Origin of the sequence: Streptomyces sp. NPDC056231, from assembly GCF_048270745.1 — a bacterium.
Taxonomy (GTDB): Bacteria; Actinomycetota; Actinomycetes; order Streptomycetales; family Streptomycetaceae; genus Streptomyces.
The window spans coordinates 99,468-115,368 of sequence record NZ_JBLVKW010000004.1; the positions used below are offsets into that span (position 1 = coordinate 99,468).

At 70.1% G+C, this 15,901-nt stretch carries 11 protein-coding genes and 2 pseudogenes; 7 read left to right on the plus strand and 6 right to left on the minus strand.

The genetic code is table 11. The features are described from left to right. Nucleotides 1-23: 23 nt before the first annotated feature. A complete protein-coding gene (locus tag ACNPQM_RS05635; protein WP_418083107.1) occupies nucleotides 24-1,340 on the plus strand; it encodes a globin domain-containing protein in 1,317 nt (438 codons plus the stop codon). On the opposite strand, the gene ACNPQM_RS05640 is transcribed toward ACNPQM_RS05635, so the two are convergent. Together ACNPQM_RS05640 and ACNPQM_RS05645 are read right to left on the minus strand one after the other, a co-directional pair. Beyond that, nucleotides 1,291-1,995 (minus strand): vitamin K epoxide reductase family protein, encoded by a 705-nt coding sequence (locus ACNPQM_RS05640; protein WP_418083109.1) that lies wholly within the window; start codon nucleotides 1,993-1,995, stop codon nucleotides 1,291-1,293. The genes ACNPQM_RS05635 and ACNPQM_RS05640 overlap by 50 nt on opposite strands. After that, a complete protein-coding gene (locus ACNPQM_RS05645) occupies nucleotides 1,992-2,471 on the minus strand; it encodes a hypothetical protein (RefSeq protein WP_358859938.1) in 480 nt (159 codons plus the stop codon). Before ACNPQM_RS05645 ends, ACNPQM_RS05640 begins: the two co-directional genes overlap by 4 nt. A gap of 226 nt (nucleotides 2,472-2,697) precedes the next feature. Here ACNPQM_RS05645 and ACNPQM_RS05650 point away from each other — a divergent pair. Then, nucleotides 2,698-3,205, plus strand: a pseudogene (locus ACNPQM_RS05650) (pyridoxamine 5'-phosphate oxidase family protein). Between the two features lie 237 nt (nucleotides 3,206-3,442). Continuing rightward, entirely contained in the window at nucleotides 3,443-3,865 is a 423-nt protein-coding gene (locus ACNPQM_RS05655) for a hypothetical protein (protein WP_418083111.1), read from the plus strand. A gap of 122 nt (nucleotides 3,866-3,987) precedes the next feature. Here the strand turns inward: ACNPQM_RS05655 and ACNPQM_RS05660 are convergent, their stop codons facing one another. The 3 genes and pseudogenes from ACNPQM_RS05660 to ACNPQM_RS05670 form a co-directional block, all read right to left on the minus strand. Continuing rightward, the gene (locus tag ACNPQM_RS05660; RefSeq protein WP_418083112.1) at nucleotides 3,988-4,536 is read right to left on the minus strand and encodes a DUF1062 domain-containing protein; all 549 of its coding nucleotides are present in this window, start codon (nucleotides 4,534-4,536) and stop codon (nucleotides 3,988-3,990) included. A gap of 212 nt (nucleotides 4,537-4,748) precedes the next feature. After that, nucleotides 4,749-4,853, minus strand: a pseudogene (locus tag ACNPQM_RS05665) (IS5/IS1182 family transposase); the annotation flags it as partial. A gap of 171 nt (nucleotides 4,854-5,024) precedes the next feature. Beyond that, nucleotides 5,025-6,002, minus strand: coding sequence for a helix-turn-helix domain-containing protein (locus ACNPQM_RS05670; protein WP_418083113.1), 978 nt, complete (start codon nucleotides 6,000-6,002; stop codon nucleotides 5,025-5,027). A gap of 207 nt (nucleotides 6,003-6,209) precedes the next feature. Between ACNPQM_RS05670 and ACNPQM_RS05675 the strand changes: the two genes are divergently transcribed. Then, nucleotides 6,210-7,337, plus strand: a complete 1,128-nt coding sequence (locus ACNPQM_RS05675; protein ID WP_418083115.1) for a serine hydrolase domain-containing protein — start codon at nucleotides 6,210-6,212, stop codon at nucleotides 7,335-7,337. 104 nt (nucleotides 7,338-7,441) lie between these two features. Here the strand turns inward: ACNPQM_RS05675 and ACNPQM_RS05680 are convergent, their stop codons facing one another. Beyond that, nucleotides 7,442-8,896, minus strand: coding sequence for an FG-GAP and VCBS repeat-containing protein (locus tag ACNPQM_RS05680; protein ID WP_418083116.1), 1,455 nt, complete (start codon nucleotides 8,894-8,896; stop codon nucleotides 7,442-7,444). Between the two features lie 413 nt (nucleotides 8,897-9,309). Here ACNPQM_RS05680 and ACNPQM_RS05685 point away from each other — a divergent pair, with 413 nt between their 5' ends. From ACNPQM_RS05685 to ACNPQM_RS05695, 3 genes are all read left to right on the plus strand, one after another. Further along, nucleotides 9,310-11,553, plus strand: coding sequence for a plasmid pRiA4b ORF-3 family protein (locus ACNPQM_RS05685; protein WP_418083117.1), 2,244 nt, complete (start codon nucleotides 9,310-9,312; stop codon nucleotides 11,551-11,553). A 128-nt stretch (nucleotides 11,554-11,681) separates the two neighbouring features. Beyond that, nucleotides 11,682-14,525, plus strand: coding sequence for a DEAD/DEAH box helicase (locus ACNPQM_RS05690; protein ID WP_418083118.1), 2,844 nt, complete (start codon nucleotides 11,682-11,684; stop codon nucleotides 14,523-14,525). Further along, nucleotides 14,522-15,766, plus strand: coding sequence for an SWIM zinc finger family protein (locus tag ACNPQM_RS05695; protein ID WP_418083119.1), 1,245 nt, complete (start codon nucleotides 14,522-14,524; stop codon nucleotides 15,764-15,766). Before ACNPQM_RS05690 ends, ACNPQM_RS05695 begins: the two co-directional genes overlap by 4 nt. The last annotated feature ends 135 nt before the right edge of the window (nucleotides 15,767-15,901 follow it).

Sequence of the window (15,901 nt, forward strand, 5' to 3'; positions counted from 1 at the left end):
CTGCCCAAAGGAGTCACCGGTCCATGAACACTCCGAGCGAGGACTACCACGCACTGCTCGCGCGGCACGACGCCATGCGGCTGCGGCGACGCATCCTGTCCCCGGACGGAGTCGGCGCCGAACCGTGGAGCGCCGAGGCACCGCAGCCGTACGACGGAACGTCCGACCAGCAGCTGATCATCGCATTCCTGCCTCTGGTGAGCCCGTTGGAGGAGCTGATCGCCGAGCTGTACCGGATTCTGTTCGAGCGGCAACCGTACCTGCGGTCGTTGTTCCCCGAGTCGATGGCCTTCCAGCAGGCCCATCTCGCCGGAATCTTCCGCTATCTGATCGGCAATCTGCACCGTACGGACGAGATGATCGGCACCTTCGAGCAGTTGGGTCGCGACCATCGCAAGCTCGGTGTACGCCCCGCGCACTTCGACGCGTTCGAGGCAGCGCTGATCGAGGCACTGCGCATCCGTGCGGGCGCCCGGTGGACCGGTGCCCTGGAGGACGCCTGGCTGCGGATGTTGCGGCTGGCCGTCTCGGCGATGGTCCGGGGAGCGGACGAGGCGATCGCCGAACCGCCGAGCTGGGAGGCGACGGTGACCTCGCACGAGTTCCGTACGCGGGATCTCGCGGTGCTCAGGGTGCGCCCCCATCAGCCCTACGCTTTCAAGGCCGGGCAGTTCGCGTCCTTGGAGTCGCCGCTGCTGGAGCAGGCATGGCGTCCTTACTATCTGGCCCGCGCGCCGCATCCGGACGGCGAGTTGGAGTTCCATGTACGGGCCCGGGGTGCCGACGGGGTGAGCGATGCGCTGGTGCACGGCACGCGGGAGGGCGTCACTGTCCGCCTCAGCGCACCGCGGGGCGCCCTTGCACTGCCCGACCGCACCCCGTCCGCCGACGTTGTGCTGATCGCCTCCGGTACCGGATGGGCCGCGATGAAGGCAGTGCTCCAGCAGATCGACGCCGAACGGTTCCGTGCGCACCGAGTGCGTCTGCTGCTGGACGAAGGGGCGGGTGAGGGCGGGTACGACGCGGCGTTCCTCGAGGCGTTCCGGCGCGGACGACCCTGGTTGACCGTCCTCACCGCCGGTCAGACCGATCCGGCCGGTACCTCCGCAGATCCTGGTCTGCGGGCCTTGGCCGGAATACTGGCGCAGCGTCCCGGGGCCGCCGCCCGGCAGCACGTCTATCTGGCCCTGGCACCCGAGGCATCCACCACAGACCTGGTGCGGGCCGTCGCCGGCCGGCTGGCCACCGCCGGAGTCCCGGCCACGCACATCCATCACGACACCGTATGGGTCACAGAAACGTCTGCCAGTACGACCAGAACCGGGTTGCTATCAGCATGACGATGACCAGGCACCACGTCACCGGCACCACCAGGGGGAACTCCAGGACCGCCGCGACCAGGGCGCGTGGGGCCGGCAGAACGCCGTGGCGCAGATTGTGCACGGTGGTGTGCCAGAAGATGAAGATGGTGGCCACCCAAACGAGTACGCACCACAGGCAGAGCGCGCCGATGTCGTACAGCGCCTGCGTCATCAGCCACATGCAGAAGCCGACGCCGAACAGGGTGCCCAGGTTCAGCCCCAGCCAATACCACCGCCGGTAGCGCGCACCTGCCAACAGGCCCGCGCCGGTCCCCATCACCACCCCGAAGGCGATCAGCCCGATGAGCGGATTGGGGAAGCCGAACACCGACGCCTGTTCGCTGCGCATCACGTTCGTGCAGGACACCACGGGGCTCAGCGAGCAGGCCGGGACGAAGCCGGGGTCGGCGAGCAGTTCGAACTTGTCGGTGGTGATCACGAAGGAGCCCAGCAGCCCGAGGGCGGCGGTGATCACCAGCAGCCAGGCGAATCCCCGGCGCGCCCCGATCCGCTCCTGTGCGTCGCTCGTCCCCGAGGCACCGTCGTTCGCCCGGTCCTCGGAGAAGTGAACGTCCCGGCCATCGGCTTCGGGGACGTCCGCCACCATCTCCGACTCACGCGCCGACGCGCTCATGCCCACCCCCGCGCGGAGCCGTCCGGCCAGACGACCTCCACCCTGATCCCACGCGCCCGGGCGAATGCAACCAGATGTGCGGTGGCGTCCCGGCCGTCCGACGGCGAACCGTCCCACACGGCAAGCAGGGTCCGGCACGTCTCCACCAGACGTTCATCGGCGCTGACACAGGCGTTGCGGTCGGCCGGATCAAAAGCCAGCAGCCGTACGCTCTCGGCCAGGACCAGCAGTTCCCCTGCGGCCGGCCGGTCCCGCTCGGGCAGCACCGCGGGCACCGCGCCCTGGGCCGGCAACAGTACCGTCAGCTTCCGTCCGGCCTCCCGGGCGGCGCGCCCGAACACGAGCGGCAGCCCGGCCCCGACCCGTACGAGAGCGGCCATGCCCTCTGCCACGGAGTCCAGCCGCGCTCTCAGTTCAGCCTCCACCAGCGCCAGAGTTCTGTTGTTGAGGTCTCTGTGTCCGACGACCGCGATCAACGCATTCCCTTCCTGTGCACATCCGTACCGCCCACTCCGACCGAACGCTCCACACGCCACGGCCCGGCCCCCGGAGCCGCCGTTGGGCCGGCCCATGGCATGCGGTCCCCTGCAGTGAACCCATCGGACGTCCGACGCCGCTAGGGCCGTTGGGCCCTGGCGTGGGAATGGCAGCGCGCGATGTACTCGTACGGCAGGTGAGCGGATCAGAAGACGAGGCCGCCCCATGAGCCACGCAGGTCATCAGTCGCCCCAGCGGTCCGTGTCCGCGGCCGCACCCACGTCGTCGACGTCGGCCCCGGCTCATGGCCCGGCGGCCACCGGACCGCGCCGCACGGTCGAGTTGACGGGCGCTCAGGCGCTGAGCCGGCTCGGCGGGGCTTCGCTCGGGCGGATCGTCTTCACCCAGCGCGCGCTGCCCGCCGTCCGGCCGGTGAACCATCTGCTGGACCTCGGTCATGTCGTCATCCGGACACATCAGGACTCGGACCTGTTCGCCCAGGCCCGGCACCATGGCGACCGGGGAGTCGTGGTCGCCTACCAGGCAGATGACATCGATCCGCTGACCCATCTGGGCTGGAGCGTCGTCGCGACGGGTTACTGCCGCCCCCGTGACCGATCCGGATGCCCTGATGCGCTACCAGAGACTGATCCGGCCCTGGTCGGACCGGGTGATGGACTGTGCGGTCCGCATCCGTCCGGATCTGGTCACCGGGATCCGGCTGACGGTCTGACGCAGCGTCCGGGTGAGGGTGCGGCGTCTGCCAGGCGGCGCCTGGCCCGCCTACGGGCGGACGACACTGCTTCCGAAGCACGCTCTGAGAGCCCTGGTGGATCAGCGCGCGGCGCCAGATACGGTGATACGCCACCCCATATTGGCCAGAGGATGGCCGCAGAGGCTTCAGTCAGAGCGTCCAGACCCTGAGGCAACACTTCAGGCCTGTCGGTCGTGCCGGGCAGAATACGGCTCCGTGAGCCTCCACTACGAAGTCGTCTTCGCCTGCCTCCTCCGCGACGACACGCCCGACGCGGTCCTGGACGCCCTGCGATGGCACCTTGGCCTGACCCCTGATCGCCCGGCAGGGCTCGACGGGGAGGAGCGCACATATCCGCTGCTCTCCCCGGATCCGGACAGCCGCCTGCCCGGGGGTGACTTCGCGTCCCTACAACGCCAGTCCTGGGGCTTCACGGCCAGCGGTGAGCGCCACGTCTGGGGACTGTTCAGCCGCAACCTCTGGCTCGACGACATGATGGGTGACCTCGACCCCATCATGGGCCTGCTCGCACCTCACGTCGAAGAACCTGGCTACGGCGGACACTTCCGCGAGGAATTCGACGCCGAGCCGACCGTCTTCACCTTCCACGCGGGCACCTACGGGCCGCTGAAGCTCTGACCCCACCTCATCGGGTAAGCAGCACCGCTGACCGCCCTGTTCGCAAGCGGAACTCATGGCTAAGGGTTCCTGGGGCCTGTCCGGCGGATCTTGCCGGACAGGCCCCAGGCCCCGAGGAGGGCTCAGCGCTTGAGCGTGAAGGTGAAGTCGCCGGAGAGCTTGCCGCTCAGCCGGACTGCCGAAACGAGGTTGCCCTCCGTGACCAGTCTCTCGACCTCGGCCCGTGAAAGACCGCAGCCTTCAGCGATCAGCCGCACCGGCCGGACAGGGATCCGGGCCGCAAAGCGGACCGAGACATCGATCACCTCGCGGTCCAGGTGATCCGATCCGCCGGTGTCGAGACGCCAGGCGTTGTCCCAGTCGAGGGCGATGCGATTACGGCGCCGCACGACCGGATCCTGGAGCAGCTCAGCTGTCAGGCCGAGGTCGTTGTCATGCAGCCGGTCCAGCAGCTCAGGTCGTACGGAGCGCACATTCACCCGCTCCAGGACCGTGAGCTTTGCAGTTTCCCCGCAAGCGGTACAGAGCACGAGGAGCCAGGCGTCGATGAGCTTGTGGTTTGCGTTGACGCGGAATTTACCGCTTGCCCGGAAGCGCTCGGACGCGCACGCGTGGCAACGACGGAGAACAAGCGGCAGGCAGGTGGGCGCGACCACCCAGTTGGTGAGCACAGAAGTACACCGGTTTCAGTGAGAAGTCCGCAGCAGAAAGGAGCGCGGCGCACAGGCGCGACGCGCGACAAATCAGCACTCGGGGAGGTCTCACAGGGTGTACAACGGCATGTCCTTTGCTGGACGACTTGGTTCGACCGCACGGTAATGGCGCACTGCGGCGCTGTACCACTGGTTTTCGAGCGCCTCACCGCCAGGTTCTGTCCGGCGGATCATGGACGAAGCCAGAGCCAGATCACGGTGACGGTGACGGTGCCGTGGAAGACGTAGGCCCGCTTGATGCCCCTATGCATGTCAAGCTGCGAGTGCGTGCGTTGCTGGGTTCGCGCTGGGGCTGGTGAGCAGTCACTGCTGCTCTTGGTCTTTGACACCTCGTCGGCGAACGGACCAGCAATGTCGACGCATTGCTACTTGCTACGAGAAGACCGCGACCATCTATCTGGCCGGACTCCACATCGCAGGCATCTTCCTCTGGTTCGCTCGATGATCTAGTCGGGTTCGTCTGGACTTCCGCTTGGGCATTGTCCCGGACGCTGGGCGAGAGCCGTGCGCTGGGCCGGAGTGAGCCTGCCGTGCTGGACTGTGACCAGGTGTGCGCCGGAGGAGGTGCGCTGAAGTGTCAGTGGTCCGCAAAGCTCCGGCTGGTGGTCGGCGGCTTGCACAGCAGTGGCGGCGCGCGCCTGTGGCCAGCCGAGGGCGGCGGCGAGTTCATGGGTGGCGAGGGGCCGGGCGGCGTGGAGGAGGGCGGCAAGTACGGTAATCGCGTCGTCGAGTGGCGCGGTGACCGACGGACCGGTCATGTCCCGGTGGATTCCGACAAAGAATTGCCGCATTGCCTCAAGCCGTGCTCCTGCCGGGGTGCTGAGGCCGAACAGGTCAGCACCCACCTGGGCGGTCTCGGCCCACACCGCGCTCTTCTGGGCGCTGTTCAGCCAGGCGCGGAGCCAGACGTCGTCGTCGATGACGTAGCGCGCGCGGCGACGGCCGGGCTCGTGCTCGCGTGTGAGGACGTCGAGCCCTTCGAGGTACCCCACGGCCTTGGACACCGAGGCCGGGCTGACCCGCAGCCGTTGGGCGAGTTCCGCAGCAGTCCGCGCACCAGATGGGGCAGTTACCAGACAGGCCAGCACCCTGGCGGCCGTGCGAGGCAGTCCGGTCCCGATCATCATCGTCGCGAATCTGTCCACGTAGGCGTGAACGGCGGCGGGGCCCCGCCCGTGCGGTGCCTCGGCGGCGGCGGCCGGTGGCGTCGCGGGCCGAGGCCGCCGGCTGCGTCGCTGCCAGGCACTGGCCCGGTCTGCGTATTCCGCGCGGTAGCCGCCGGGCCCGCCGTTGCGGGCAACCTCCCTGCTGACGGTCGAAGTCGGCCGTCCCATTCGTCGGGCGATTGCGGCGTACGGCAAGTCCTCGGCCAGTCCCGCCTCAATGTCCCTGCGGTCCTCCGCGGTGAGTCTCCTGCCGCCCATATCCGCCCTCCCACTGCGTGCACCGCGAGCCGGCCGCACGCGACCGACTCCACGCATCCCCGTTCGTTGCGTTAGCCGTCACCGGCAACGCTACAAGGTGCGGGAAACTCCCCGGCTTCCGGAGATTCCAACGCTCGCACCGCTTCTCTGGATACATGTGCAACGTAGCTTTCAGGTGTCGCGAAAATTTGAAACCAAGGGGTTCTCATGGAAGATGCCACGCCCGCAGCGCACGTCATCCGCAGGAACCACGACGCCGCACAGCGTGTGCTCGACCAAGCGGTGCGGGAAGGGGAAGTACCGGGAATTCTTACTCAGGTACGTGACGGCGGCGGTCACTGGTTCGGCACGGCGGGGGTCGCCGACACACAGACACGTCGGGCGCGCGGGCACGAGGACCGGTTCCGGATCGGCAGCATCACCAAGACCTTCACCGCCACAGTGATCCTGCAACTTGTGGCCGAGGGCCAACTGGCCCTGCAGGACACGGTGGAGCGGTGGCTGCCGGGCGTGCTCACCGGGAACGGGCACGACGGCAACACGATCACTGTCCGACAGCTCCTCAACCACACCAGCGGAGTCTTCAGCCACACCCGCGACCAGCCGGCACTGAGCAGGCAGGAGAGCTACACGCCCGAAGAACTCGTGGAGATCGCCATGTCGCATCCGGCCGACTTCCCGGCGGGGAGGGGCTGGGTGTACTCCAATACCAACTACATTCTCGCCGGGATGATCGTTGAGCGCGTGACCGGCGAAACGCTCGCCGATGAGATCACTGACCGTCTCGCCCGCCCGCTCGACCTGACGGGAACTTCCCTGCCGCTCGGCGCCGACCCGGTGCTCTCCGGACCACATTCGAGCCATTACACCAAACTGTTCTCCCCTGACCCGGACGCGACGGTCTATGACGTCACGGAACTGGAGACGAGTCCATACTGGGCTGCGGGCGGCATGATCTCCACCGTCGCGGACCTCAACCGGTTCTTCGCAGCGCTGCTCGGAGGGCGCCTCCTTCGGCCGCAACAGCAACGCGAGATGTTCACCATGGTCCCGACGGAAAGCTGGCTTCCGGGTGCCACCTACGGTCTCGGAGTTTCCCGCCTGGCCTTGCCTTCCGGCACGGCGGTCTGGGGTATGGGCGGCGCACTCTTCGGCTCCTGGTCGTACGTCTACGGCACACGCGAGGGCACACACATGCTCGCAGTAAACATCAACGCCGACTGGACGACAGGACGTTGGGAGGACCCCATCGGCATCTTCACCGACCTCCTAGAGGCCGAGTTCAGCCGCAGTGCCAACTCGGTCACCGCAAGAGGCAATCGGGCAGTCTGGTAGTGACGGGCCCCCTGCCCGTGCGCTTCCCATGGGCAGGGGACCGTCGTCTACCGACGTAGAGGGCGCGGTCCTTGAGGTGTGGGCTGCGTCCGGGGCTTCGCGGTTCAGTGAGGGAAGGGGCCTCCGAGGGTTTTGTAGGTGAGGCGCAGGGAGTTCACGGTAAAGGCCTTGGAACCGGTGGCGGTGGTGCCGGTCTTCGAGCCCTTCAGCAGGTGGACCATGCCCCAGCGGGTGTTGTCCAGTTGCTCGTTGGTGCCCACCAGGAGGTCGGCGCGACCGTCGCGGGTGTAGTCGGTGAGCTTGAGGCTCAGGCCGAAGTAGTCGTCGTTCTCGATGGCGTCGGCGATACCGGTGGTGTTCTGGTCGTACGCCTTGGCCCCGGTGCCGGACAGGCCGCCCGCACGGCCGAGGAGCACGGTGACCATGCCGCCCTCGCGTTTGCCCGCCAGGTCCTCGCCGGGTACGCCGACGGCGAGGTCCGCGTACCCGTCGCCGTTGACGTCGCCGGCGGCGATGGCGGCGCCGAAGTGGTCCTCGTCCTCCGAGGCGCCGGGTACGCCCGCCGAGTTCTGGGTGAACTTCACCGGCTTGCGTACCGTGTTCGGCCCGGTGGAGCCCCCGTACTGGACGGTGACGTAGCCGCGTTCCCGGTCCGGCTGCTCGTAGCCGCGGCCGATCGCGAGGTCGCCGAAGCCGTCCTTGTCGAAGTCGGCGATGGCGGTGACCTGGCCGCCGCCCACCTGGTGGCCGCCGTCGTCGGGCACGCGGAGCACGCCGGCGCGGCGGGTGAAGTCGCCTCCGCCGCGGTGGAAGTAGGCCCGCAGGTCCAGGTCACTGTCGGCCTGGAGGTCCTCGCCGAGGATGTAGAGGTCGGTGGCGGCGTCGGCGGTGACCCGGCCCGCCGCCAGCTGGGAGGCGTTCAGGTAGCCGTAGTCGCCGCCGAGGGACTGCCAGCCGCCGTGCCGCCCGGTGCGGGTGAAGGGGCCCTTGAGCAGGACGGCGCCGGCCCGGCTGTTGCTGATGGCGGTGAGGTCCTGGTCCCCGTCTCCGTCGAAGTCGCCGGCCACGACGTCCAGCCCGAACTGGTCGCCCGAGCCCGCGTACTCCGGCGCGATCGGCGAGTGGAAGACGGTGCCGGAGCCGAGGCCCTTGGCGCTGCCCCAGATGACGGTCAGCCCGCCTCGGTTTCGGATGTCGCCCACATCCTCACCGGGCGAGGCGACGACCAGGTCCGCGTAGCCGTCGCGGTCGAGGTCGGCGCTGGTCGCGGCGAAACCCCAGTCGTCGCCCTGCTCCACCGCGCCGGGTATGCCGGGCGAGTCCTGGTGGATCGTCTGCACGCGCGTACCGGGGCCGGTCGACGTGCCGTAGACGACGGTGACCCTGCCGTCCTTGCCATGCGCCCCGCCGAGCAGGACGAGGTCTCGGTAGCCGTCGCCGTTGAAGTCGTCGGCGAGCTTGGCCGGGGCCGCGTCCGCCGGAGGGGCGGCGAGCAGCGGGGTGCAGATCGCCGCCGCGAGCGCCGCGGTGGCGGCGAGGGCGGTACGTGTGGCGCGCATGGTTCTCCGTTGTCTCCTGTCTCCGGGGCGCCCCTGATCGCGTTCCCGGAGGAGCCCGTGCTTGCTCGGACTGCACTCTTGGACCACTGCGGACGGAGGATGGTTGTACAGAGGGCGCAACGGAACCGGTGACCGGCCCAACCGGGTCCAGCCCAGTTGGCCGGCCAGCTCGGGCGGGGTGCCCACCGAGGCAACCAGACCCGGCATCACGCTGCTGTGGCTGGCAGGGCCGTGGGCTCCCGAGCGCCTGCGCTGCCCGCGAAAGATTGCGAGGACGCAGGATACCCGCTGCGGGCGGCGTCGAGACCGTATGTGCCCAGAAGGACGGTGGCCCACGCCCGGGTTTGAGCTGGGCCCACCGACAGCGCCATGATGAGGCCGTTCGAGTGGCCCCGGTGCAGTGGGAGCAGCAGATGTGGCAAGACGGGAAGACGGCCCCGTCCGATCTCCAGCTGAAGATCGTGCTGCACGGCACGAGACCGCCTTTGTGGCGTCGCCTCGTGCTGCCGTCCGACACCTCGCTCGGGACGCTGCACGACGCCATCCAGGTCGCCTTCGGATGGCACGGTGGTCATCTGCACCTCTTCACCGACGAGTTCGGCCGGGGGTACGGCGATGCGGCCCGACTCTCCGACATCGATCTCGGCTTCGGCCGCGGAGTCGGCCACGAGGGCGCCACCGCGCTCGGCGACGTGCTGGCCGAGGAGGGAGCACGGCTGCGCTACGTCTACGACTTCGGCGACGACTGGGAGCACCGGATCACGCTGGAGAAGACGCTGCCGCGCCCGGTCGGCGCGGAGCGGACGGTGCGCTGCGTCGGCGGGCGTCGCGCCGATGTACCGGCCGAGGACATCGGCGGCGTGTGGGGGCTGGCCGGGGTGCTGGAGTGTCTCGATGCCCCGGACGGGGCGGGGGATGGCCCGTACGGTGAGCTTGTCGCTGAGTTGCGGGCGGCCGGTTACGATCCGGCGGCCTTCGACCGGGACGGGATCACCGGGCGGCTGGCCCAGTTGATGCCGGACACGGTGTTCGGTGAAGCGAAGCCGCCGGCCGGTGGGCAGGCCGGGCGCGGCGGTGTCCGTCGGCTGACCGCCGAGGACGTGGCGTCGTGCACCTGCGGGCAGTGCCGCGTGGGCGATCCGGTCGACGCCGGAGTCGACGAACCGGACGAGGATGTGCCTGTGCTGCGCCCGGTGACCCTGGCTTCGCAGGAGGACCTTGTCGCTGCCGTGCGCGGTGTTCCGCTCTTCGACGCGGCACTGCGGCTCGTCGCCTGGTGCCGCGAGGGACGGCAGGTCACCGCCGCTCGGGTGCTGCGGCCCGCGCTCGCCCGCGAGGCCGTCGAGGAGCTCCATCTGTGGAAGCCGGCCGGCGACGACTCGCCGTATGCCGATGCCGTCGCGCGGGCTCGTGCGCTGAAATCGCTGCGCAGCGCCAAGGACGTGGCCGTTCTCGATGATCCGTGGTGGCTCGCCGTGGATGGCGGGATGATCACGATCAGCGGGGGCCGCGCGTGGGGCGGCGCGGCAACCGACTTCGCCGACGAGGACCTTCTGGAGTTCTGGGCTGCCACGTTGGGCGATCTGCTGGAGGAGATCGGTGAGACGGGGGTGCTGGACGGGTGGCACGGTGAGCTGGGCGAGCTGACGGCCGAGATCGCCGACGGACTGGTCGGCCTGCTGTACGACGCCCCGGACGACGTCTGGGTGGATGTCGACGACCTGCGTGCGAAGGCCGCTGAGGTGGTCGCGAACGGGCCGGAGTTCGATCTCTACCAGGCGCTGTTCACGGCGTCCTTCCAGGGGCTCGGCGAAGGTCTCGCCCTGCTTGGGGCGGTGGAGTACGAGCCCGGTGACGGCGACGATTCGGCCGAGGAGGCTCTGCGCACACTCCTGAACGCCATGAGCGGACAGGAGATGGGCGGTGGTTCGCGAACCCCGTCGGCTGCGTCGGACCGGTTGCGGGACGACAAGTGCGGGCACCGCATGCGGCTCACCCCACTCGGCCGCTACGGGCTCCGCGCCTACCTGCTGGAGTGCGGTGTGCCTGCGCCGCTGCTCGGTGAGTACGCCAAAGCGGACGCCGGCACTCTGCTCCAGGGGCTCCAGAACTACTCCCCCGAGGAGTTGCGCCGGGAGGTCGAAGGGTGGCTGGCACACCGCTCTGCGGCGGACGCCACGGTAGGGCTGCTCGACGCCTGCGCGGGAGACGGCCCCGAAGCCGCGGCGAAGCGCGCCGTGGCCCAACTGGTGCTGGCCGGCCTCGACGACCCTCGCGCACTGCGAGTGCTGCGGAAGGCAGCGGACTCCGACGTCCAGGGGTGCCGCCAGGTGGCCGCCACGACCCTGGGCGCACACCCTGGGGCAGCAGCGCGCGTGGACCCGGCGCGGGCGGAAGAGGCCGGGTTGTGGCTGCTCATCGACGGGCTGTCGATCCTCGCCGGTGCTCAGGAGAGCGAGGAAATGGTCCAAGGCTTCCTGGAGAACTGGAACACGGCGCCGGAGGAGCTCGAACAGCGGGTGGACGAGCTATGGCGAGTGGAGCACCCAGCCACCGCCCACGTGCTCGCCGAACTGGGTGAGGGCCTGCGCGGCGTCGACAAGAGACTGGCCAAACGCATGCGTACCGCGGCGAACAAGGCCCACTCCCGCCGGTGACAGCAGGGTCGCAACCTGCTGGTGGACGAAGGCGCGGTGAAGACCGCCTGGACGAAGGCGCGGTGAAGACCGCCTGGACGACGGTGAAGGGAAAGAGAGTGGCACGAGTCCTCGTACGGGAGCAGGGCATGGACACGAGGAGCGTGCCGCCCTTGGCCGCACCGGAGTCGGCTGCCTGGGCTCAGGGTCTGCTCGACGGCGGCTGGGCGGCGGTTTTCCTGCCCCGCGAGCCTGCCCGCCTCGGCCGGTTGCTGCTCTGGCAGCCCGTCGGGGCATCCGCCGCCGAGGGCATGGCACCCGTGGGCGTCGAGGCCGAGGCGGCGGAGCTCGTGCTGCCACACGGCCGCTCGGTCAGGCGGCGCAAGGTGGAGGGTTACGCGCTGCCCGTCGCCCTCGCTGTCGCCGCGCTGTCCGGGGTGCAGCCGCCGCATCCGTCCACCGTCGCTTGGCAGGCCGCCTCCCGCTTCGCGCTGCGGCTGCTCGCCGATGGCCGCCTCCACCCGGCCCTCACCCCCGCCGGCTACGACACCTGGCAGGCTGGCCCCTTCACCGCCGCCCAGCGTCGGACGCTGGACGCCCTCGCCGCAGCCTTCCCGCCCCACGCCCACTGCCTGCCCGAGTCCGGGTCCGCACCGCTGCGGATCACGGAACCGGCCGCGCTGGTACGCCAGTTCTGCGACGCGGTCGCCGACGAACTGGTCCGTACCCCGGCCGCTCCGCTCGCCATGGGCGCCCTGCCGTACGCCTGGCGCGAGCCGCGTGCCGTGCCCGCCCTGCGCGAGTGGGCCGAGGAGACCGCCGCCGCGTTCACCGCCGACGTCAAGGTCTCGCTGCGGGTCGACGTACCCGAGGGGAGGCGTCGGCAGTTCCGGGCCGTCCTGCAGTTGCACACCGCAACGGATCCCGCGCTCGTCGTGGAGGCCGCACAGTTGTGGAACGAACAGGCCGAAGTGGAGCGGCTGCTCGGCCCGCGCGCCGAGACCGAGACGCTGCTCGCCCTGCGCCGCGGCGCCCGCGTCTGGCCACCGCTCGACCGGCTACTGAAGGACGCGGCTCCGGACCAGCTGCGGCTGACCGACGACGAGGCCCTCGACCTGCTGGGCGACGCCACCGACACCCTGCGCGGGGCCGGTATCGACGTGCACTGGCCGCGCGAGCTGGTCAAAGCGCTCACCGCCACCGCAGAAATCGGGCAACGCACCGCGCCTGGCTCCAGCGCGGGCGGCATGCTCGACGCCGACACCCTCCTCGACTTCCGCTGGCAGCTCTCGCTCGGCGGCGACCCGCTCACCGAGGCCGAGATGGACGCCCTCGCCGAGGCCCGCCGCCCCCTCGTCCGGCTGCGCGACCAGTGGGTGGTCGCCGACCCGAAGCTGGTGGCCCGCGCCAGGCGCCGCCGGATGGAACCGCTCGCTCCCATGGAGGCACTGGGCGCCGCGCTGACCGGCGAGGTGGAGCGGGACGGGGAAACTCTTCGCTGCGCGGCGGTCGGGGCGCTCGCCGACCTCGTCGCCCGTATCCGCGACCCCGAATCCCGCACCCCCGCCCCGCAGCCCGCCGCTCTGAAGGCCACGCTGCGCGACTACCAGAAACGGGGCCTCGCCTGGCTGGCCGGGATGTGCGAAGTCGGTCTCGGCGGCTGTCTCGCCGACGACATGGGCCTGGGCAAGACCATCACCCTGCTCGCTCTGCACCTGCACCGCCAGACCGATCCCGACACCGCGGGCCCCACGCTCGTCGTCTGCCCCGCCTCGCTGCTCGGCAACTGGCAGCGCGAGGCAGCCAGGTTCGCACCATCCACTCCCGTGCGCCGCTACCACGGCGGCGACCGCCACCTGAAAGACCTGGCCGGGGACGAGATCGTCCTGGTCACCTACGGAGTGCTGCGCCGCGACCGGGAGGCCCTCGCCGAGAACGCCTGGTCGCTCGTCGCCGCCGACGAGGCCCAGCACGTCAAGAACCCCTACGCCGTCACCGCCCGCGAGCTGCGCGCCCTGCCCGCCCGCGCCCGCGTCGCCCTCACCGGCACCCCCGTGGAGAACAACCTCTCCGAACTGTGGGCGCTCCTCGACTGGACCACCCCCGGACTCCTCGGCCCACTCACGGCTTTCCGCGACCGCCACGCCCGCGCGATCGAGTCGGGCGAGGACCCGCAGGCCGCCGAACGGCTGTCCCGTCTCGTCCGCCCGTTCCTGCTGCGCCGCAGGAAGTCGGACCCGGGCATCGCGCCCGAACTGCCCGCCAAGACCGAAACCGACCGTGTCGTACCGCTGACCGCCGAGCAGGCAAGCCTGTACGAGGCGGTGGTCCGCGAAACCATGGCGAAGATCGCCGAAGCCGAGGGCATCGCCCGCCGCGGCCTGATCCTGAAGCTCCTCACCGCGCTGAAGCAGATCTGTAACCATCCGGCCCAGTACCTGCGCCAGTCCACACCGCTGCACGGCCGGTCCGGCAAACTGGCGCTGCTCGACGAACTGGTCGACACCATCACCGCCGAAGGCGAGTCTGTGCTGGTCTTCACCCAGTACAAGCAGATGGCGACCCTGCTGGAGAAGCACTTCAGGGAACGAGGCGTCCCCACCCTCTTCCTGCACGGCGGCACCCCCGTCACCGCGCGCGAAGAGATGGTGGACCGCTTCCAGCGCGGCGAGGTGCCGGTATTCCTGCTCTCCCTGAAGGCCGCGGGCACCGGCCTCAACCTCACCCGGGCCACCCATGTGGTGCACTACGACCGCTGGTGGAACCCGGCGGTCGAGGACCAGGCCACCGACCGTGCCTACCGCATCGGCCAGGACAAGCCCGTACAGGTCCACAAACTCCTTGCGGAGGGGACTGTGGAGGACAAGGTGGCGAGGCTTCTCGAAGCCAAGCGCGCGCTCGCCGACGCCGTGGTCGGCTCCGGTGAGGCCGCTCTGACCGAACTGTCCGACGACGATCTCGCCGAACTCGTCGCCCTGGGGAGGCAGTCATGAGCCCCTCGGTCCCCAGCCCGCGCCGCGTGCCGGCCCGCGGCAGGCGGGCCTTCGCCGCGACCTGGTGGGGCCAGGCATGGGTGACGGCCCTGGAGGACTCCACCCTGGACTCGGGGCGTCTGTCCCGCGGACGCACCTACGCCCGCCAGGGCATGGTCGGCCCCGTCACCATCGCCCCCGGCCAGGTCAAAGCCGCCGTCCAGGGCAGCAGACCCCGCCCCTACCGCTCCGCCGTCCACCTGCCCGTCCTCACCGACGCCCAGTGGGACACCCTCCTCGACACCATCGCGGCCCGAGCCGGGCATCTCGCCGCACTCCTCGACGGCGAGATGCCCGCCGAACTCGTCGACGACGCCCGCCACGCCGGCGTCCCCCTGCTGCCACAACCCACCGAACTCGACCCCGAATGCTCCTGCCCCGACTGGGGCTACCCCTGCAAACACGCCGCCGCGCTCTGCTACGCCATCGCTGCCACCATCGACGCCGACCCCTTCGTGGTGTTCGCCCTGCGCGGCCGCGGCCGGGAGGAAGTCCTCGCCCAGCTGCGCGCCCGCCGTACGGCCGCCCAGGCGACCTCCGCCCCACCGGCCCCGGCCGGTCTCCCTGCCGCCGGCGCCTACGCAGCCTGGGCCGCCCTGGCCGAACACACTCCGCCCCTTCCTGAACTCCCCGAACCGGCCCCCCACATCGCCGCACTGCCCGCCGCCCCGCCACCCGGCACCGGTCTTTCGGCCACTGACCTCGAACGCCTCATGGCGGACACCGCCGCACGTGCCGCCCGGCTGCTCACGGGCAACACCACCAGCCTGCACCTGAACCAGCACGAGGACGCGGCACGGATCGCCGCAAGCAACTGCGGCCCCGAGTGGTTCCGCCACCTCATCCAGAACACCGGTGCCAAACCGACCGCGTTCGCCCGCCTTACCCGTGCCTGGCGGTATGGCGGCCCAACCGGCCTCACCGTCGCCGAACACCCCCACGCCCCCGACCCGACGGCGATAACAACCGCCCGCACCGCCCTGACCGCGGCCCTCACCCAAATGACCACCACCCCGGTCACCCTGAGGGCCTGGCGCAACCGCCTCACCCTCGCCGACCACGACATCCAGCTGCGCCTGGGCCCCGACACCCGCTGGTACCCCTACCTCCAGCATGACGACGGCGACTGGTGGCCGGCAGCACCCGCCGACCCCGACCCCGTCACGGCGCTCACCTCCGTCTGGCAGCAGGCCGAGGGGTGACACGTACGACAAGCCGATGAACCGCCTCCTCAGGACGCCCCCTCACGTCGGACACAGCAGCCTGACCACACTGCCCGACCCCGCTGAACAGCTACCTCTCCGAGGCCCTGCTCAGATGGGGAACAGGGTGGTCGG

What these genes read in the sequence shown, in the direction of transcription:
- ACNPQM_RS05635 (WP_418083107.1), top strand. Translation starts at nt 24, where the DNA reads ATGAACACTCCGAGCGAGGACTACCACGCACTGCTCGCGCGGCACGAC.
- ACNPQM_RS05640 (WP_418083109.1), bottom strand. Translation starts at nt 1,995, where the DNA reads ATGAGCGCGTCGGCGCGTGAGTCGGAGATGGTGGCGGACGTCCCCGAA.
- ACNPQM_RS05670 (WP_418083113.1), bottom strand. Translation starts at nt 6,002, where the DNA reads ATGGGCGGCAGGAGACTCACCGCGGAGGACCGCAGGGACATTGAGGCG.
- ACNPQM_RS05675 (WP_418083115.1), top strand. Translation starts at nt 6,210, where the DNA reads ATGGAAGATGCCACGCCCGCAGCGCACGTCATCCGCAGGAACCACGAC.
- ACNPQM_RS05680 (WP_418083116.1), bottom strand. Translation starts at nt 8,896, where the DNA reads ATGCGCGCCACACGTACCGCCCTCGCCGCCACCGCGGCGCTCGCGGCG.
- ACNPQM_RS05685 (WP_418083117.1), top strand. Translation starts at nt 9,310, where the DNA reads ATGTGGCAAGACGGGAAGACGGCCCCGTCCGATCTCCAGCTGAAGATC.
- ACNPQM_RS05690 (WP_418083118.1), top strand. Translation starts at nt 11,682, where the DNA reads ATGGACACGAGGAGCGTGCCGCCCTTGGCCGCACCGGAGTCGGCTGCC.
- ACNPQM_RS05695 (WP_418083119.1), top strand. Translation starts at nt 14,522, where the DNA reads ATGAGCCCCTCGGTCCCCAGCCCGCGCCGCGTGCCGGCCCGCGGCAGG.